Origin of the sequence: Peteryoungia aggregata LMG 23059 (genome assembly GCF_030814435.1) — a bacterium.
Classification (GTDB): Bacteria; Pseudomonadota; Alphaproteobacteria; order Rhizobiales; family Rhizobiaceae; genus Allorhizobium; species Allorhizobium aggregatum.
On record NZ_JAUSUW010000018.1, the window covers coordinates 1 to 17950 of the forward strand.

Consider the following 17950-nt stretch of genomic DNA (forward strand, 5'->3'; position numbering starts at 1 on the left):
AAGAGCCGTCTGTTCGGGAGCAGGTTTCTTCAACATGTCCCAGTGAATCATAAACCCCTGGATGTGACCAGGGGTTTGTCAGCAGTCTGAGGGCGGGCAATGCCCGCCATTTCCATCAAGGTGATCTGCCGTGAGGCTCAGAACTCTTCCCATTCCTGACCGCTTGGCGCGGGCTTCGCACCCATGGCAGAGGCAATCTTGCCGGCCAGTGCCCGGGCGGGAGACGCAACCGGACGGGCGGCTTCGCTCGCGGGTGACGGACGAGCCGGGGAAGCGGGGCGGGCGGTCGCTGGTGCGGGGGCGCTATAGGGCCGTGTGGCCTGAGCCGGCGTTGCCGTGGGGCGCGAAGCTGAACCGAGATTGAACTGGGCAAGGCGGGCGGACAGGGCCTGCACCTCCGATACCAGCGTGTGCGAGGCCGCATTGGTTTCCTCGACCATGGCGGCGTTCTTCTGCGTTCCCTGATCCATGATATTCACGGCCGAGTTGATCTCGGCGAGCCCGGTCGACTGCTCACGGGCGGCTTCGACGATCGCGTGCACGTTGGTGTTGATCTGCTGGACCTCGGCAACGATCGCCGTCAGGGCTTCGCCTGTCTGGTCGACGAGCGAGACACCATGCTTGACCTGATCGCCGGATGCAGTGATCAGCGTCTTGATCTCCTTGGCGGCGTTGGCCGAGCGCTGGGCGAGTTCCCGCACTTCCTGGGCGACGACGGCGAAACCCTTGCCGGCTTCACCGGCGCGGGCGGCCTCCACGCCGGCATTGAGGGCGAGCAGGTTGGTCTGGAAGGCAATTTCGTCGATGACGCCGATAATGTTGGAGATCGACTGCGAGGACTGCTCGATCGCGCTCATGGCATCGATCGCGGAGCGCACGACTTCGCCGGAGCGCTCGGCGCTTTCCTTGGTGCGGCTGACCTGCTGGCCGGCCTCTTCGGCCCGTTGGGTGGATTCGCGGACCGAACGGGTGATCTGCGACAGGGCCGCCGAGGTTTCCTCGACCGACGCAGCCTGCTGTTCGGTGCGGCGGGCCAGATCGTCGGCGGCGGAACGGATCTCGTTGGAGCCGCTCTCAATTGTGGTCGCGTTGTCGCGGAAGGAAATCATCGCAGCGCGCAGCTTCTCGATCGACTCGTTGAAGTTGCCGCGGATCTCGTCGAGAGCAGGCGAGAAGGGCTTTTCGAGCCGGACTGTCATGTCGCCGTCGGACAGGCGGGCAAGTCCGGCGCGCAGTTCGTCGACGACGAAACGGATCTCCTCCTCACGCGCCTTATGACCCTTGGAGCGTTCGACGCGTTCGATTTCTTCCTGCTCGTAGCGGGCTTCGGCTGCCTTTTCGAGATCCACCTTCTTGCGATTGCTTTCCAGGAGAACGGCCAGCGAACGGGAGAGATCCCCCAATTCGTCGGTGCGGTCCTTGTCTGTCAGATGGACGTCGAGCCTGCCTGCTGCAATATCGGTCGTCTGGCCGATCACACGGTTGATGCGACCAATGAAGCGGCGGGCGAGAAGCCAGCCGACAATGATGAGGATCACCGTGGCGCCGGCGATGATGAGCGCCGAGGTCCAGACGGTATGGGTCAGTGCGCCGAGAACGGTGGCACTCGGCACGGCAACGACGACGTTCCAGACGGCCCCGGGGAAGGGCTCGATCTGAACGGCGATTGCCATGCGTTCGATGCCGTCCTTGTCGATCATTGTGCCGACGGCGCCCGGCGTCTTCAGGAGGCCTTCCCAGGCGGAGGCATCCAGGCCACTGTCTTTCAGCGCCTTGCCCATGACAGCCTTGTCGGGATGGCTGACAAAGGCGTTTGCGGACGAGAGCAGCGCGACATAGCCGTCTCCGAGCGGCCGCTTTGCCGCAAGATCGGCGGCCGTCTTGTCGAGGTCGATATCGGCGCCGACATAGCCCAGCGCCTTTCCACCATCGAGCACGGGGATCGAAATGGTCGTCATCAGGACGTCCTTGCCGTCCACCGGATAGACATAGGGTTCAAGGAGAACCGATTTGCCTGTGGTCACGGGCAGGATGTAATAGTCGCCGGCACCGGGCTTGTCGTAGTCGACCAGTACGTCGCTCTTGATCGCACCACCGGCACGGTAGATGTAGGGCATGAAGCGACCGGTCTGGTCGTGAACGGGTTTGCCGGCAAAATCCGCGTCCTTGCCGTCAAAGGCATTGGGTTCCCAGCCGCTCGACACGCCGATGGCACCAGGGAAACCTTCGAGCGTTCGGGTCATCACGGCCATCGCTGTGTCGCGATCGGTGAGGCCCTGGGTGCGGAGGGCGGAAATCGAAGCTTCCATGCCGGCGACCATCTGATGGGCGATGCTGAGCGTCTGGTTGACTTCAGCAGCGGCATCCGAGGCTGCCGTCTGCATCTTGTCGATGCCGGCGCCGCGGATCGTGCCGTAACTCAGGCCGACCAGGGTCGCAGCGACACCGATCGTGGTCACGACGCCCAGACCGACGGTCGAGAAAATGTTTCGGCTGGTAGCGGATTTGAATAACATGGGCCGTTCCCTCATTAGCCTTTGAATGCAAGGCAGCGGACAACGTCCGCTGCGCCGGTCTTGCACCGGCCTTTGAAGCAGACTCTAGCTCTCCATGGTTAAGTAGATATTTATATTCGACTGAACGGTTTTGTTCGCGGCCGCTTGATTGATCGCCGGATTGCGCTGACTGTGACCGCAAATCTGCCAGAGTCGGATGGGGGAGACGATGTTCAAGGACTATGCAGCGTATGATGCGCTGGGGCTCGCGGATCTGATCCGGCGAAAGGAAGTCTCGCCCGCAGAGGTCCTGGAGGCGGCCATAGCGCGCATCGAGGCGATCAACCCGCAGCTCAATGCGGTGGTGCGGCCCTTGTTCGATCGGGCACGCAAGAGAGTGGCCTCAGGTATTGCAGACGGACCGCTTTCGGGCGTGCCGTTCCTGGTCAAGGATCTGCTGGCACAGATCAACGGTGTTCCCACGGGAAATGGCAACCATCTCTGGGCAACGCGGCCCGCCGTTGGCAACAGTGAACTGGTGACACGCTGGGAGCGGGCAGGGCTGGTGATTGCCGGGCGGACCAATACACCGGAGTTCGGCCTGACACCCTATACAGAACCCGCAGCAAACGGGCCGACCCGCAATCCGTGGGATCTCACGCGCACTCCGGGCGGTTCGTCCGGCGGCTCGGCGGCGGCTGTCGCTTCGGGAATGGTGCCAATCGCTTCCGGCGGTGACGGGGGTGGTTCCATCCGCATTCCGGCCTCTGCCTGCGGGGTCTTCGGGATGAAGCCGACGCGGGGGCGAACTCCGGCCGGTCCCTTCATCGGCGAGGCCTGGTCTGGTTTTGCCGTCGAGCATGTGCTGACGCGCTCGGTCCGGGACAGCGCTGCCGTGCTTGATGCGACCCACGGGCCGGACCGCGGCTCGCCGCATCCTTTGCAGACACATGCCGGTACCTTTCTCGATGCCGTCCAGCGGGCGCCGGGACGGCTGAGAATTGCAGTCTCGCGCGAACCCATGCTCGGCAAGGCCGTGGCGCCGGAGGTGATCGCGGCTTTCGACGAGACGGTGAAGCTGCTTGCCGATCTCGGACACGAGGTCCTGGAGGCGGCGCCGCCCGTCGAGCGGGAGGCCTTCTCCATGGCCTTCCTCACGGCTCTTGCCGGAGAACTGCGGGCCGATATCGAGTTCACCGCGAAGACCTTCGGCATCAAAATCCGACCGGGCGACTACGATGCCTCGTCCTTCGGCATGGGATTGCTGGGTGAGGGGTTCACGGCCTCCGACCTGATCACAGCGCATCGCTATCTCACGCTTTCGGCCCGCTCCATCCTCGGCTTCTTCGATGGTGTCGACGTCCTCATGACGCCGGTCCTCTCCTCGCTTCCGGTCAAGATCGGCGCCCTGCAGCCGAGTGCCATCGAGAAGAAACTGCTGACGGTGCTCGGCTATGTCGGTGGCGGGCGGCTACTGAAGAAGCTCGGGATCGCCGAGCAGCTGGCGGCGCAGACCTTCGAGTTCATTCCCTGGACGCCTGTCTTCAACGTCACGGGCCAACCGGCGATGTCGGTGCCTACAGGCTGGTCGCCCGAGGGACTTCCGATCGGCATGCAGTTCGTCGGCCGCTTCGCCGACGAGGACACGCTGTTTGCGCTGGCCGGCCAGCTTGAGATGGCCCGGCCCTGGAAGGACCGGCGTCCGCCGCTCTGATCAGAGCCCGGGGACGACGAGCACCTTGACCTCGCCCGGCTGTGGCGGGTTGCTGACGACCGAGGGGGCCTCATCGAGTGAGACCTTGCGTGAGATCAGTTTTGCCACCTCGATTTTTCCCGAAGCGATCAGGTCTGCGGCGCGCCGATGGGTGAAGGGGTTGAGGAACGAGGTGACCAGCTTTACCTCCCGAAAAAGCAGGTCGAAGGGTTCGATCGTGATCTTCTCGCCCTGGGGCATGACGCCGAGGATGACGGCAGTGCCGCCCGACCGCACCAGCTTTGTCGCCTGAATGACGGTTTCACCGACGCCGGCGCATTCCAGCACGACATCGACGCCGCCGGGAACCAGACCATTGTCGCCGGCGATCTGTGCCAGTACGTCGCCCGCCCCCGGGTCGACGCTGGCCGTCGCGCCCAGTTCCTCGGCCAGCCGGCGGCGGGTCGCCTGCCGTGTGACGAGGATCACCGTTGTCGCGCCCGCCAGCCTGGCGAGTTGGACCGTCAGAAGGCCGATAACGCCTCCTCCGAGGACGACAACGGACGCGCCGGTCTTGATTTCGGCGAGGTCAATGCCGTGAAGGCAGCAGGCGAGCGGCTCGCAGAAGGCGCCGTGCATGGGATCAAGGTCACCGGGAAGAAGGAAGGCCTGCTTGTGGGGGACCACGACATAATCGGCGAAGCCGCCGTCGCGGTGAATGCCGATGGCCCTGAGATTGCGGCAGAGATTGACGCGACCGTTGACGCAATGACTGCAGCGCCCGCAGGCGATATTGGGGTCGCCGGTAATGCGATCACCGATGGCAAAGCCGGAGACGGCTGCCCCAATTCCCTCGACAATGCCGCTGAATTCATGGCCGAGCGTCACGGGCGGCGTACAGGGAAACTCGCCGTGGAAGAGGTGACGATCCGTGCCGCAGACACCGCAAGCCTCGACCCGGACCAGCAGGTCTTCCGGCCCTGGCTTCGGTTTCTCCACTTCACGGTTGAACAGCTGGCCGGTTGCTTCCAGTCGCATCGCCTTCATGTCGCCAATCCTCCCAAAGCGCATCTGCCAAGGAGATTTGCATGCGGGACCGGGCGTGCCAAGCCGCCTGAGCGTGTCATGTCACCTGTCGCGTCCGAGAAAGTTGCATGCCTCGGGTCGACGGAGGCGCCTTCGGTGGCTAGATAGTTCAAGCCGCGACAATCGAGAGATATTCCTTCATGATCACCGTGCATTACCTGGACAATTCCCGCGCCCACCGGATTCTCTGGCTGCTGGAGGAGCTGGGGCTCGACTATCAGGTCACGGTCTATCGTCGGACGAAGGACTATCGCGCGCCAGAGAGCCTGAAGCTTATCCATCCGCTCGGAAAATCTCCGGTCATCGAAGACAAGGGACGAATGATCGCGGAAAGCGGTGCGATCATGGAATATCTGATCGAAACCTATGGCGGCGAGGGCTTGCGGCCGGCGGCCGGTACCGAGGAGCGGCTGCGTTATCGCTACTGGATGCATTATGCCGAGGGGTCTGCCATGCCGCTTCTGGTCATGAAGCTGATTTTTGCCCGTATTCCAGGCCAGGTGCCCTTCTTCATCCGACCTGTTGCAAGGATGATCAGCCAGGGTGTCTCGCGCAAGCTGCTCGATCCCCAGCTCGCCGATCACCTTGATCTGTGGGTCGCCGAGGTTGCGAAGGATGGCTGGTTCGCCGGCAAGGATTTCTCGGCGGCGGATATCGCCATGAGCTTTCCTGTCGAAGCCGGGATGACCCGTATCGCACAAGGGAGGGACACCACCGCGCTGCGTGGCTGGATGGAGCGTGTCCGGGCGCGACCGGCCTATCAGCGGGCACTCGCGCGGGGCGGGGAATATGGTTACGCCAAGAGCTGAAGCCGCGAACCGATCCCCAAGCCGGTCCTGGAGGCCCAGGACCGCATTTCCGTCTTTGGTGCTGGGGAACAGTTCGGCTATCTTCTCATTGTGAGGACTAGAGCGCAGAGGGGAAGCATCATGGAGTGGCGAGGCCGTCGGCAATCGGACAATATCGAGGACCGGCGTGGGCAATCCGCCGGTGGCGGTTCAGGCCGCAGCCCCTTCGGTCGCTCGGGAATCCAGATCCCGATGGGCGGGCGGCGCGGCGGGGGCCTCAGCTTCGGAACCATTATCTTCATTGTCATCATCTATTTCGTCCTGAAAGCCATGGGCATCGACATGCTGCAGGTGCTGGGCGAGGGCAATGTTGGAGGAACCGGCTCAGGATACGAACAGTCGATCGGCCAGCGTCCCGCAGGACAGGCCAGCGATGACGCGACCGCCTTTGTCCGCACCGTTCTGGCCGAGACGGAGACAACCTGGAACGCGATCTTTTCGGCTTCCGGCGAACGATATCGGGAGCCTGTGCTGGTGCTCTTTGCCGGCTCCACAACGTCACCCTGCGGGCAGGCGTCTTCGGCGACCGGTCCGTTCTATTGCCCTGCCGACAGCAAGGTCTATCTCGACACCGAGTTCTTCGACCAGCTGGAGCGACAGTTTGATGCTGCCGGCGATTTCGCCCAGGCCTATGTAATCGCCCATGAAGTCGGGCATCACGTGCAGAACCTGACGGGTGTGCTCCCGGAGTTCAACCGGCAACGCCGCTCGATGGGGCAGCGCGAGGCGAACCAGATGTCGGTGCGGGTCGAACTGCAGGCGGATTGTTATGCCGGAATCTGGGCCAAGTCGGCGGACAAGGCGGGCATCCTTTCCGACGGCGATCTCGAAGAAGCGCTGAATGCCGCTCAGCAGATCGGTGACGACACGCTGCAGAAGCGCAGCCAGGGCTATGTCGTGCCCGACGCCTTCAACCACGGGACATCCGCACAGCGGATGAAGTGGTTCAAGCGCGGCTATGACAGCGGCAAAGTCGGCGCCTGCGATACTTTCTCAGGCGCGATCTGACAGGTCACTTCGGCTATCCGACGACGAGTGCCGTCAGCCACAGGCCGAGCCCGAACACGGTATGGGCCGCAAGGTTGAGGGCCCGAACCTTGTTCGGGTTCGGCGTCTTTGACGCGGCCCAGCCGATGCCGAGGCCCGGTTGCAGCAGGAACCAGCCGGCTGCGACCGTCACGATGCCCCAGATCCATGCCGGGAAAAGGGTGGGTGCTGCAAACCAGGCGGGACCGACCATCAGGGCGAGCATGATGCCGTAGGCGATGCCGACGGCGTAGTGAGAGATCCAGCCGAGTGCCAGTTCATGCCCGTAGGGTTCGGCATCGGCGATGCTGTGGTGAAAGATCTGACCTTTCTTCAGGTGATAGAACCACCGGCCGACGGGCGCCCAATTGGCCTTGGGCTGCTTGAAGACTGCTGTCAGGACGACGGCCCAGAGGTCCATCACAAGCGTTGCGCCGGCGCCAATCAGCGCGCCCTTCCAGATCAATTCCAGCATGCTTTGGCCTTCTCCTGCTGCCGTTTGGAGAATGACCATAGACTGGGAGCAAGGAGTTCGGAAAGGCCGGTTCGAGGGCGAGGTGTCGGCTCGTCGCCTTGTTTTTCATCAATTTCAGTGATGTCATGACCAATAATTCTGCAGTTTGCTGATTTGATATTGCCGGATCGTGGCTGGCGACTTATCCATCTGCGACATGCCGCTCGCCAGTTCCTGGAAGCGGCTTTTTTCGTTGAGATTGAAGCCATGCATACAGATGTCGCCCCGCTTGAAACATACAGCCCCGCACCTGTCGGCGCCGGCAGCTGGATGTCGCATATCCGCGCAACGCTCTCGCTTGGCATTCCGCTGATTGGAGCGCAGCTGGCGCAGCTCGGCATCCACACCACCGACGTGGTGATCGTCGGTCAGCTCGGAGCCGTGCCGCTTGCAGCGATGGTGCTCGCGGGCCAGTTCTTCTTTACGATCTTCATTTTTGGATCGGGCTTCTCCATGGCGGTCATGCCAATGGTGGCGCAGGCCTATGGACGCGGGGATGTGGTGTCGGTGCGGCGGTCGATCCGCATGGGCATGTGGGTGTCCATTCTTTATGTGCTTCTGACCATGCCGCTATTCTTCCACGCCGAGGCGATCCTTTTGTCGCTTGGACAGAAGCCGGAAGTGGCGAAACTTGCGGCCGATTATGTCTTCATCGTCCAGCTTGGCCTCTTGCCGGCCCTGCTGTTTGCCGTGTTGCGTGCGCTTGTCAGCGCAACGGGACGGGCGCGGATCGTGCTTTGGGTCACGATCGGCATTTTGATCCTGAATGCCATCCTCGCCTATACGCTGGTATTCGGTCATTTCGGAATGCCGGCACTCGGGATGACGGGGGCTGCGATCGTGGCCGTCATCGTGCAGTGGGTGAGCGTGATTGCGATGGTCGTCTATATCCAGACCCGTGACGAGACGCGCCGCTACGAGCTCTTTGTCCGCTTCTGGCGTCCTGACTGGCAGGCGTTCCGGGAAGTCCTGACACTCGGCCTGCCGATCAGTGTGACGGTGCTGGCAGAGGTGAGCCTGTTCAGTGCTGCCTCGCTGCTGATGGGCAGGATCGGCACCATCGAGCTTGCCGCCCATGGTATCGCGCTCCAGCTCGCCTCGATCGCCTTTATGCTGCCGCTTGGCCTGTCACAGGCTGCGACCGTTCGAGTGGGGCTTGCGCATGGGCGCCGGAACTATCCGGAACTGGTGCGGGCAGCAATCACCGTTTTCGCCATCGCCGGCCTTCTCTCCTTTGCCGGTGGTGTGTTCTTCCTCCTGGTCCCCGGGCCGCTCGCGTCGATGTTCCTCAATGAAAGCACGCCGGATGCCGCAGCGGTCTTGGCCTTCGCAGGCCCGCTTGTCATCGTCGCCGGGCTTTTCCAGCTGGTTGACGGGTTGCAGGCGATTGCCGCCGGGCTTCTGCGCGGGCTGAAGGATGCACGGGTGCCGATGATCCTGGCGCTCGTCTCCTACTGGCCGATCGGGTTCTTTCTTGCCTGGCTCATGGCCTTCCCGCTCGGGGTGGGGGGCATCGGCATCTGGTACGGCTTCTGCCTGGGGCTTGCGAGCGCCGCCGTCATGCTCTGCCTGCGCTTCTATCTGAAGGTCAGGCGGGAAATGAAAACGGCCCGGGGATGAACCCGGGCCGCCAATTTTCATCAGTCTGACTGCTCTCAGCGTTCGGCGAGTGCCGGTTCGCCCTTGGTCTCGCGCACCATGTTGATGAAGCGGCGGAAGAGGTAGTGGCTGTCCTGCGGGCCGGGCGAGGCTTCCGGGTGGTGCTGGACGGAGAAGACCGGCTTGCCCTTCAAGCGCAGGCCGCAGTTCGTGCCGTCGAACAGCGAAATGTGAGTCTCCTCAACGCTTTCCGGCAGCGACTTCGAGTCGACTGCGAAGCCGTGGTTCATCGAGACGATCTCGACCTTGCCCGTGGTGAAGTCCTTCACCGGATGGTTTGCGCCGTGATGGCCCTGGTGCATCTTCTCGGTCTTGCCGCCAAGCGCGAGGCCCAGCATCTGGTGGCCGAGGCAGATGCCGAAGACCGGCTTGTCGCTCTTCACCAGGGTCTGGATGACGGGAACGGCGTATTCGCCGGTCGCGGCCGGATCTCCCGGGCCGTTCGACAGGAAGACACCATCCGGGGCGAGCGCCAGGATGTCTTCGGCCGAGGTGGTCGCGGGTACGACGGTGACTTTGCAGTCGAGGCCAGCGAAGAGGCGCAGGATGTTGCGCTTCACGCCGAAGTCGACGCAGACGATGTGATGCTTCGCATCAGAAGCGCCGAGCGTTGTGTGGCCTTCGGTCCAGGACCAGGCCTTCTCGCTCCAGACGGAGGACTGGCCGGAGGTTGCGATCTTGGCGAGGTCGAGGCCGACGAGGCCGCTCCAGGCCTTGGCTTCCGCCTTCAGCGCCTCGACGTCGAAGACGCCGTTCGGATCGTGGGCGATGACGGCGTTCGGTGCACCATTCTCGCGGATCCAGGCGGTCAGCGCTCGGGTGTCGATGCCGGAGAGGCCGATGATGCCGCGGGCCTTCAGCCAGACGTCGAGATGGCTTGCGGCACGATAATTTGATGGCTCGGTGATATCGGCCTTGAAGATGGTGCCGACCGCGCCGTGGCGGGCTGCCGGCGTCAGGTCTTCGATGTCTTCGTCATTGGTGCCGACATTGCCGATATGCGGGAAGGTGAAGGTGACGATCTGGCCGAGATAGGACGGATCGGTCAGGATTTCCTCGTATCCGGTGAGGGCCGTGTTGAAGCAGACTTCGGCCTGGACCTTGCCGGTCGCGCCGATGCCATGGCCTTCGATGACGGTGCCGTCGACGAGAACGAGGAGGGCGGTCGGCTTGCGGGTCGTCCAGGGGGCTGTCGCGGTCATGGTCGTTCCTTGTTCGCCCGCGTGCCGGCCCCTTGTCGGAGCGGTCTCGCAGGACCATTTATGTTGCAGATCGAGGGCGCGCGAAGTCGCGCGATTTCAGCCCTGATGACAATTTGCGTGCAGGTGCCGAGCAATAGACGCATGTTAAGGAGAGGTCAATTCCGGAGTTGCCGGAGTGTCTGATTTCTCCCAAGCCATTTCAATGGTTTGCTCAATTCGTTTGCACTGCAGCAGATGTCTGGCTATGAGGACCACTTAACGAACACGGAAAAGCCACAATCACCGAAGGTGAACGGGCGCTTCCCCGGAGAAGAAAATGATACGCGACACGCTCGCCAACTCGCTGAAAGAGGCCCTGAAGGCCAAGGATGTCCGTCGGACATCGACCGTGCGTCTGATCCAGACGGCGATCAAGGATCGTGACATTGCCCATCGCGGCACCGGCAAGGATCCCGTCACGGACGACGAGATCATGCAGATCCTGATGAAGATGATCAAGCAGCGGGACGAGTCGGCCAAGATCTATGCCGACAACGACCGCCCTGAACTCGCCGCGCAGGAGCGGGAGGAAATCGTCATCATCAAGTCCTTCATGCCGGAACAGCTGTCGGAGGATAAGGTGCGCGAACTCTGCGCTGCCGTGATCTCGGAAACCGGCGCCCAGGGCCTGCGCGACATGGGCAAGTGCATCAGCACGCTCAAGGAACGCTATCCTGGCCAAATGGACTTCGGCAAGGCTTCCGGGGTGGTCAAGGACCTCTTGAAATAGGTCGGATCTCGCCGGCTCACATCTTTGGCGCCGCCTTCGGGCGGCGTCTTGCGTTTCAGGGCTTGGAGCGCTTCTGCTCGTCGACGAAATGGCGCAGGACAGCGTTGATCCGGGTCTGGTATCCCTTGCCCGTCGCCTGGAAGAAATCGATGATGTCGGGGTCGAGGCGGATGGAGATCGCCTTCTTTCTGTCCGGGATCACCATCTTGGCCTTGGACCAGTCGATGTCCATGTGGTCCTGCCAGTCGGGATCGTCACGCATTGCGCGCTCGATATCCTCGTCGGTCATGGCATCGACGCGGGCCCAATCGGTCTGGCTCTTTTCGCCCCGCGCTCGCTTTTCCAAAATTTCAGCGATGGTAGTGCGCGTGATATTCTCTTCGCTCATTTTTTCTCGCAACGCGGGCGGATATAATCCGGCAGGCGTTTCCTCTCATGGTGTAGACTGCTGTAATCAATCGGCCGCTTTCCGGGCATGTCGCAAGGATACGAAGTTCGCCGCTGGTCATGTTCTGCGTCTCAAGGCGAGGCCCGGCCAGGGCCAATACAACGTCGTCAAAATCAATCCCGTGCTTATGGCGATTGATGATCCGTTTAGCCTCGTCCCATTCGAAGGCCCATTCTTCCTGCGGAATGTCGTCCAGGCTTCGCATGGTCGAGGCTCTCAAAGTCTATAGTCGCGACTGTATATACAGCTGTGATAACAATCAACCTCTGTGAATAACGGGCACTGCGCGCGAAAGCCTTGGCGCTTCATGACGGCCACGCCTATATGGAGGATCAGCTTCCCAGGGATACAGATGCGTTTTTCCAGCGACTTCCTCGACGAGATCCGTGACCGCGTGCCGATTTCGGCCGTCGTGGGTCGCCGCGTGACGTGGGATCGGAAGAAAACCAATGTCTCCCGGCAGGACTATTGGGCCTGCTGCCCCTTTCATGGCGAGAAGAGCCCGAGCTTTCACTGCGAGGATCGCAAGGGGCGATATCACTGCTTCGGTTGTGGTGTGTCCGGCGACCATTTTCGTTTCCTGACCGACCTAGAAGGCTTGAGCTTCGTCGAGGCGGTACAGCAGGTTGCCGACATGGCCGGCATTGCCATGCCGCAGCCGGATCCGCAGGCCGAGCGTCGCGAGCGCGAGCGCACGACCTTGCAAGACGTCATGGAGATGGCGACACAGTTCTTCCAGGACCAGCTGCAGACGGCAAGCGGCGCGCGGGCGCGGGCCTATCTGCGCGAGCGTGGGCTTTCCGGGCGGACGATCGAGACGTTTCGGCTGGGCTATGCGCCGGAGAGCCGCAATGCGCTCAAGGAGTATCTGGCGTCCAAGGGTGTGCCGAAGGAGCAAATCGAGGCTTGCGGGCTCGTCGTCCACGGGCCGGATATTCCCGTCTCCTATGACCGCTTCCGTGACCGCATCATGTTTCCTATCCTGTCGTCCCGCGACAAGGTCATCGCCTTCGGTGGTCGCGCCATGGCGGCGGATGCGATGGCCAAGTATCTCAATTCCAACGAGACCGAACTCTTCCACAAGGGTAATGTGCTCTACAACTTCTCCCGTGCCAAACGGGCGATGGCCGGTGCTGACGGTGCCGATACGCTGATTGCCGTCGAAGGCTATATGGATGTGATCGCCCTTTATCAGGCGGGGATCGAGAATGCCGTGGCGCCGCTCGGCACGGCGTTGACCGAAAACCAGCTGCAGCTGATGTGGAAGACGACGCCGGTGCCGGTGCTGTGCTTCGACGGCGATGGTGCCGGCCAGCGTGCGGCATTCCGGGCTGTGGATCTGGCGCTGCCGCATATCAAGCCGGGACAGTCGCTGCGCTTCGCCATGCTGCCCGACGGCAAGGATCCGGACGATCTTGTCAAGCGCGACGGACGCCAACCGTTCGACCGGGTGCTGTCAGAGGCGCGGCCGCTTGCCGAGATGGTCTGGATGCGTGAGACGCAAGGTGGTGGTTTCGATACGCCGGAGAAGCGGGCGGAGCTTGAGGCGAAGCTGAAGCAGATCGTCAATGTCATTGGCGACGAAAACGTTCGGCGCCATTACCAGCAGGATGTGCGGGACCGGCTCTACAGCTTCTTCCAGAGCGCCCAGCCCGGGCGTGGCGAGCGCGGCAATTTCCAGGGTGGCGGCCGTGGACAGGGGCAGGGCGCCCGCAATGGCGGACGGCCTCCAGGGCCGGTTGCCTCCAGCCGCGGGGCGATTTCCGATCGGCTGGCGCGTTCGGGGCTCGTGCGCGGTGCGCTTGACCAGCCGACCCTGCGCGAGAGCGTGCTGGCACTCACCATCGTCAATCATCCGCAATTGCTGGAAGACGAGTATGACGAGATCGCCTCGATCGATTACGAAAATGCTGGGTTGCAGAAGCTGTGGTCCTCGCTTCTGACAGCGGTGGCCGAGGCGGGATCGTCGCTGACGCGCGAGGTTCTGATCCAGAAGCTGGAGGCGCATGGTCACGGTACGCTGCTGCGCGGTCTCGATCAGCAGATCCGTAATGCCAGGCTTTGGATCGCAACCGAGATCGCCGCTTCCGAAGATGCGCGAGAGGGATATGGGCAGGCTCTCGCCCTCTACAAGCGTGCGCGGGCGCTGAAGCGTCAGCGGATGGAGCTGGAGCGCGAAATCGCCGAGGCGACTGAGACAGACGATGCCGGTCGCATCGAGCAGGTGATCAGCGCGCTGCACGAGGTTCAGCTCGAGGTTGCACGGATGGAAAACCAGGAGGCGATCATCGACGGGTTCGGAGTGATGTCCGGGCGCGTGAAGGGGGCGGCGACCGGGCACGGCTGATGTAATCGTTTGCACAAATCGGTTGCGCTGAGGCGGCAAATAGGGGATTCAGGTCCTGTTCCATCCTCACCGGACATAAGAGTGGCGCAGAACGAGTACGACTTCATAGCCCGCAACGGGCGCACATTTCGCTCGTTCTGGCGATTGCCGAATGCAATCTGGTGGGTGGCGCGGATCGGCACGTCCGGCTATCCGCCGAGAATCCGTCGCAGGCTCGCGGTGACCAATGTCATCTCGGCCATGGTCAGCCTGATGACCATTCCCTACATCGTGATCTACGCGCTCTACGACTGGTATGGGCTCCTGCCCGCGATCGTCGCCTTTTCGCCGCAGATCGTGCTCTACGCGCTCGCTCCCTTCTTCCATCGTTTCGGGCCGACGTCTGCGGCCCTCTATCTCTGTTCGATCTGGCTGATATTCGGCGTCGGCTACTGCATGTTCTTCGGACGGGAATCGGGCCTGCATTTCTATTTCCTACCGGGGGCTGCCGCATCCATGCTGGTCTTTGGGCCGGAGCGTCTCTTTCTGTCGGCCTGCGTGACGATCGTTGCACTCGCCGCCTTCCTGACGACGGAGGTGGTGTTCGTCGCTCCTCTCGATTTTATCCACGTCGAGCCCGTATTCCTCGACACCCTCTACTATCTGACGGTGCCTTTCGCGTTCCTGCTGATCTTCACGACGTCCTATTTCGCTTTCAAGGAAGCCTCTCAGGCGGAGATGGCGCTCGAATCCGAGCATGAGTTTTCCGAGCGCCTGTTGCAGAACATCCTGCCGCGCGCCGTGGCCATCCGGCTTCGAGACCACCATACGCAACTGGTGGCCGACCAGATTCCGTCTGCGACCATCTTGTTTGCCGATATCGTCGATTTCACGCCGCGCGCGGCGCGGTGGGAGCCACAGCAGGTCATTGCCTTTCTCAGCCGTGTGTTTAGTCAGTTCGATGCGATTGCCAGTGCTCACGACCTGGAAAAGATAAAGACGATCGGCGACGCTTACATGGTGGCCGGCGGTCTGCCGGAGCCGAAAGCCGAGCACGAGGCGGCCGTGGCGCTGATGGCGCTCGACCTTCTCGATTGTTGTCGGCGGATCTCCGAGGAGGTGGGGGAGGCGGTCGAGGTGCGAATCGGTCTCGATTCCGGTCCGGTGGTCGCGGGCGTGATTGGGCCCAACAAGCTGCTCTATGACGTCTGGGGCGATACAGTGAACACGGCAGCCCATATGGAATCCCATGGCGTGGCAGGGCGGATTCAGGTCGCCGATGGGCTGAAGAAGAGGCTGGAGGACCGGTTCGACTTCGAATTTCGCGGTGAGATCGACGTCAAGGGCAAGGGGCGAATGCGCGTATGGTTCCTCACCGGGACCAAGTCCGATGTGGTTGTCGCCGCCTGATGTGTGTACGACTGCCGTGCCCCTTGTTTCTTGGGCCTGATGTCCTACATCTGCGAAGATCGGTGATAAAAACGCCGTTGCACGGCTTGTTTTGTTGATTTTCCCTGTCTGGTCTGCGGAAAGGCTTGACGTCAGGAAAAATTGTGGGAATCACCAATCCAAGCACACAAGGGTGAAGTGGGTTCAGGTGGATCTCTGGTATGATGACCGGTCATGCACGTAATCGAGATTTTGGCGCTGGACCGCAATGCCCATAGTTAATCAGGAATTAAGCAACACTCCGTTAGGTCACTGACAGCTATTCGCCCGGGTGAGTGGTCCGCTCTCCCAATCGTCCGGCGGCCAGCAGCATGATCAGACGTCAGGGAAAGCGACAAGATAAATGGCATCGAAAGTCAAAGAAAACGAAGAAGCCGAAGGCGAACGCGACGGCGCGACGGACGGCCCGCTTCTCGATCTTTCGGATGACGCGGTCAAAAAGATGATCAAGGCCGCCAAGAAGCGCGGCTATGTGACCATGGACGAGTTGAACTCGGTTCTGCCCTCGGAGGAAGTCACCTCCGAGCAGATCGAAGACACGATGGCCATGCTTTCGGACATGGGTATCAACGTCATCGAGGACGAAGACGTCGATGAGCCCCAGGGCGGCGAGGACGACGCCGAAGAGGATGGCGAGAGCGAAGGCGGCGAACTTGCCCCGACCGCCGGCACGGCTGTTGCGACCGCCAAGAAGAAAGAGCCGACCGATCGTACCGACGACCCGGTGCGCATGTATCTGCGCGAAATGGGTTCGGTCGAACTTCTGTCGCGCGAGGGCGAAATCGCGATTGCGAAGCGCATCGAGGCCGGTCGCGAGACGATGATTTCGGGTCTCTGTGAGAGCCCGCTGACCTTCCAGGCGCTGATCATCTGGCGCGACGAGTTGAACGAAGGCACGACCCTTCTGCGCGAGATCATCGATCTCGAAACCACCTATTCCGGCCCTGAAGCCAAGGCTGCCCCGCAGTTCCAGTCTCCTGAAAAAATCGAGGCCGACCGCAAGGCGGCCGAAGAGAAGGAAAAGGAACGCGCCAAGCGCCGTCCGCAGTCTGCTGCCTCCGGCGATGACGACGACATCACGGCCATCGGCGGCGAAGGCATGCCGCCGGAAGAAGAGGAAGAGGACGAGGACGAATCGAACCTGTCGCTGGCCGCGATGGAATCGGAGCTGCGTCCGCAGGTCATGGAGACCCTCGACCTTATCGCCGACACCTACAAGAAGCTGCGCAAGCTGCAGGACCAGCAGGTGGAGGCACGTCTCGCCTGTGCCGGCACGCTGTCGTCCGGCCAGGAGCGTCGCTACAAGGAGCTGAAGGATCAGCTGATCACGGCGGTCAAGTCGCTGTCGCTCAATCAGAACCGCATCGACAGCCTTGTCGAGCAGCTTTACGACATCTCCAAGCGTCTGATGCAGAACGAAGGCCGTCTGCTGCGCCTCGCCGAAAGCTATGGCGTCAAGCGTGACTCGTTCCTCGAACAGTACCAGGGTGCTGAACTCGACCCGAACTGGATGAAGTCGATCGCCAATCTTTCGGCCCGCGGCTGGAAGGATTTTGCGCGCGAGGAAAACCAGACGATCCGCGACATCAGGGGCGAGATCCAGAACCTCGCGACCGAAACCGGCATCTCGATTGCCGAATTCCGCCGCATCGTGTCGATGGTCCAGAAGGGCGAACGCGAAGCGCGCATCGCCAAGAAGGAAATGGTCGAGGCCAACCTGCGTCTCGTCATCTCGATCGCCAAGAAGTACACGAACCGCGGGTTGCAGTTCCTCGACCTCATCCAGGAAGGCAATATCGGCCTGATGAAGGCGGTCGACAAGTTCGAGTATCGTCGCGGCTACAAGTTCTCGACCTATGCGACCTGGTGGATCCGTCAGGCGATCACCCGCTCCATCGCCGACCAGGCCCGCACGATCCGTATTCCGGTGCACATGATCGAAACGATCAACAAGATCGTCCGCACCTCGCGCCAGATGCTGCACGAAATCGGTCGCGAGCCGACGCCGGAAGAGCTGGCCGAAAAGCTCGCAATGCCGCTCGAAAAGGTCCGCAAGGTCCTGAAGATCGCCAAGGAGCCGATCTCGCTCGAAACCCCCGTGGGCGACGAAGAGGATAGCCACCTCGGCGACTTCATCGAGGACAAGAACGCGCTTCTGCCGATCGATGCCGCCATTCAGGCGAACCTGCGCGAGACGACGACCCGTGTTCTCGCATCGCTCACGCCGCGCGAAGAGCGCGTTCTGCGCATGCGCTTCGGCATCGGCATGAACACCGACCATACTCTCGAAGAAGTCGGCCAGCAGTTCTCGGTGACCCGCGAACGTATCCGTCAGATCGAGGCCAAGGCGCTCCGGAAGCTGAAGCATCCGAGCCGGAGCCGCAAGCTGCGGAGCTTCCTGGACAGCTGATCAGGAACACGATCTTTGACATCAG

General features: G+C 61.9%; 14 protein-coding genes. 8 read left to right on the forward strand and 6 right to left on the reverse strand.

Features of this window, described 5'->3' with window-relative positions; all coding sequences use genetic code 11:
* Positions 1–137: 137 nt before the first annotated feature.
* Positions 138–2516 carry a methyl-accepting chemotaxis protein gene (locus J2045_RS21220; protein ID WP_307376869.1) on the reverse strand — a complete coding sequence of 793 codons (2379 nt, stop codon included), beginning with the start codon at positions 2514–2516 and terminating at the stop codon, positions 138–140.
* A gap of 208 nt (positions 2517–2724) precedes the next feature.
* On the opposite strand from J2045_RS21220, the gene J2045_RS21225 reads away from it, so the two are divergent.
* Positions 2725–4209, forward strand: a complete 1485-nt coding sequence (locus J2045_RS21225) for an amidase (protein WP_307376872.1) — start codon at positions 2725–2727, stop codon at positions 4207–4209.
* On the opposite strand, the gene J2045_RS21230 is transcribed toward J2045_RS21225, so the two are convergent.
* The gene (locus J2045_RS21230; protein WP_307376874.1) at positions 4210–5235 is read right to left on the reverse strand and encodes a zinc-dependent alcohol dehydrogenase family protein; all 1026 of its coding nucleotides are present in this window, start codon (positions 5233–5235) and stop codon (positions 4210–4212) included.
* Between the two features lie 179 nt (positions 5236–5414).
* On the opposite strand from J2045_RS21230, the gene J2045_RS21235 reads away from it, so the two are divergent.
* Together J2045_RS21235 and ypfJ are read left to right on the forward strand one after the other, a co-directional pair.
* Positions 5415–6083: a glutathione S-transferase family protein gene (locus J2045_RS21235; protein ID WP_307376877.1), complete on the forward strand. Its 669-nt coding sequence runs from the start codon at positions 5415–5417 to the stop codon at positions 6081–6083.
* A 120-nt stretch (positions 6084–6203) separates the two neighbouring features.
* Positions 6204–7130 (forward strand): KPN_02809 family neutral zinc metallopeptidase, encoded by a 927-nt coding sequence (gene ypfJ / locus J2045_RS21240; RefSeq protein ID WP_307376879.1) that lies wholly within the window; start codon positions 6204–6206, stop codon positions 7128–7130.
* A 13-nt stretch (positions 7131–7143) separates the two neighbouring features.
* Here the strand turns inward: ypfJ and J2045_RS21245 are convergent, their stop codons facing one another.
* Positions 7144–7623, reverse strand: a complete 480-nt coding sequence (locus J2045_RS21245; RefSeq protein ID WP_307376882.1) for a DUF2938 domain-containing protein — start codon at positions 7621–7623, stop codon at positions 7144–7146.
* A gap of 246 nt (positions 7624–7869) precedes the next feature.
* Between J2045_RS21245 and J2045_RS21250 the strand changes: the two genes are divergently transcribed.
* A complete protein-coding gene (locus tag J2045_RS21250; protein WP_307376885.1) occupies positions 7870–9282 on the forward strand; it encodes an MATE family efflux transporter in 1413 nt (470 codons plus the stop codon).
* Positions 9283–9317: 35 nt separating this feature from the next.
* Here the strand turns inward: J2045_RS21250 and carA are convergent, their stop codons facing one another.
* The gene (carA, locus tag J2045_RS21255; protein ID WP_307376887.1) at positions 9318–10523 is read right to left on the reverse strand and encodes a glutamine-hydrolyzing carbamoyl-phosphate synthase small subunit; all 1206 of its coding nucleotides are present in this window, start codon (positions 10521–10523) and stop codon (positions 9318–9320) included.
* A gap of 316 nt (positions 10524–10839) precedes the next feature.
* On the opposite strand from carA, the gene J2045_RS21260 reads away from it, so the two are divergent.
* On the forward strand, positions 10840–11292 hold the full coding sequence (locus J2045_RS21260) for a GatB/YqeY domain-containing protein (RefSeq protein ID WP_307376889.1): 453 nt from the start codon (positions 10840–10842) through the stop codon (positions 11290–11292).
* 55 nt (positions 11293–11347) lie between these two features.
* Here the strand turns inward: J2045_RS21260 and J2045_RS21265 are convergent, their stop codons facing one another.
* Both J2045_RS21265 and J2045_RS21270 read right to left on the reverse strand, forming a co-directional pair.
* On the reverse strand, positions 11348–11680 hold the full coding sequence (locus J2045_RS21265) for a BrnA antitoxin family protein (RefSeq protein ID WP_307376891.1): 333 nt from the start codon (positions 11678–11680) through the stop codon (positions 11348–11350).
* Entirely contained in the window at positions 11643–11945 is a 303-nt protein-coding gene (locus J2045_RS21270) for a BrnT family toxin (protein WP_307376893.1), read from the reverse strand. Before J2045_RS21270 ends, J2045_RS21265 begins: the two co-directional genes overlap by 38 nt.
* A gap of 147 nt (positions 11946–12092) precedes the next feature.
* Here J2045_RS21270 and dnaG point away from each other — a divergent pair, with 147 nt between their 5' ends.
* From dnaG to rpoD, 3 genes are all read left to right on the forward strand, one after another.
* Entirely contained in the window at positions 12093–14087 is a 1995-nt protein-coding gene (gene dnaG / locus J2045_RS21275; RefSeq protein ID WP_307376897.1) for a DNA primase, read from the forward strand.
* Between the two features lie 81 nt (positions 14088–14168).
* Positions 14169–15476: an adenylate/guanylate cyclase domain-containing protein gene (locus J2045_RS21280; protein WP_307376899.1), complete on the forward strand. Its 1308-nt coding sequence runs from the start codon at positions 14169–14171 to the stop codon at positions 15474–15476.
* Between the two features lie 382 nt (positions 15477–15858).
* Positions 15859–17925 (forward strand): RNA polymerase sigma factor RpoD, encoded by a 2067-nt coding sequence (gene rpoD, locus J2045_RS21285; RefSeq protein WP_307376902.1) that lies wholly within the window; start codon positions 15859–15861, stop codon positions 17923–17925.
* The last annotated feature ends 25 nt before the right edge of the window (positions 17926–17950 follow it).

Excerpts from the sequence above, each read along its gene's own strand:
- J2045_RS21260 (WP_307376889.1), top strand. The coding sequence starts at position 10,840 with ATGATACGCGACACGCTCGCCAACTCGCTGAAAGAGGCCCTGAAGGCC.
- dnaG (WP_307376897.1), top strand. The coding sequence starts at position 12,093 with ATGCGTTTTTCCAGCGACTTCCTCGACGAGATCCGTGACCGCGTGCCG.
- J2045_RS21225 (WP_307376872.1), top strand. The coding sequence starts at position 2,725 with ATGTTCAAGGACTATGCAGCGTATGATGCGCTGGGGCTCGCGGATCTG.
- J2045_RS21235 (WP_307376877.1), top strand. The coding sequence starts at position 5,415 with ATGATCACCGTGCATTACCTGGACAATTCCCGCGCCCACCGGATTCTC.
- J2045_RS21220 (WP_307376869.1), bottom strand. The coding sequence starts at position 2,516 with ATGTTATTCAAATCCGCTACCAGCCGAAACATTTTCTCGACCGTCGGT.
- J2045_RS21230 (WP_307376874.1), bottom strand. The coding sequence starts at position 5,235 with ATGAAGGCGATGCGACTGGAAGCAACCGGCCAGCTGTTCAACCGTGAA.
- ypfJ (WP_307376879.1), top strand. The coding sequence starts at position 6,204 with ATGGAGTGGCGAGGCCGTCGGCAATCGGACAATATCGAGGACCGGCGT.
- rpoD (WP_307376902.1), top strand. The coding sequence starts at position 15,859 with ATGGCATCGAAAGTCAAAGAAAACGAAGAAGCCGAAGGCGAACGCGAC.
- J2045_RS21250 (WP_307376885.1), top strand. The coding sequence starts at position 7,870 with ATGCATACAGATGTCGCCCCGCTTGAAACATACAGCCCCGCACCTGTC.
- J2045_RS21265 (WP_307376891.1), bottom strand. The coding sequence starts at position 11,680 with ATGAGCGAAGAGAATATCACGCGCACTACCATCGCTGAAATTTTGGAA.
- carA (WP_307376887.1), bottom strand. The coding sequence starts at position 10,523 with ATGACCGCGACAGCCCCCTGGACGACCCGCAAGCCGACCGCCCTCCTC.
- J2045_RS21245 (WP_307376882.1), bottom strand. The coding sequence starts at position 7,623 with ATGCTGGAATTGATCTGGAAGGGCGCGCTGATTGGCGCCGGCGCAACG.
- J2045_RS21270 (WP_307376893.1), bottom strand. The coding sequence starts at position 11,945 with ATGCGAAGCCTGGACGACATTCCGCAGGAAGAATGGGCCTTCGAATGG.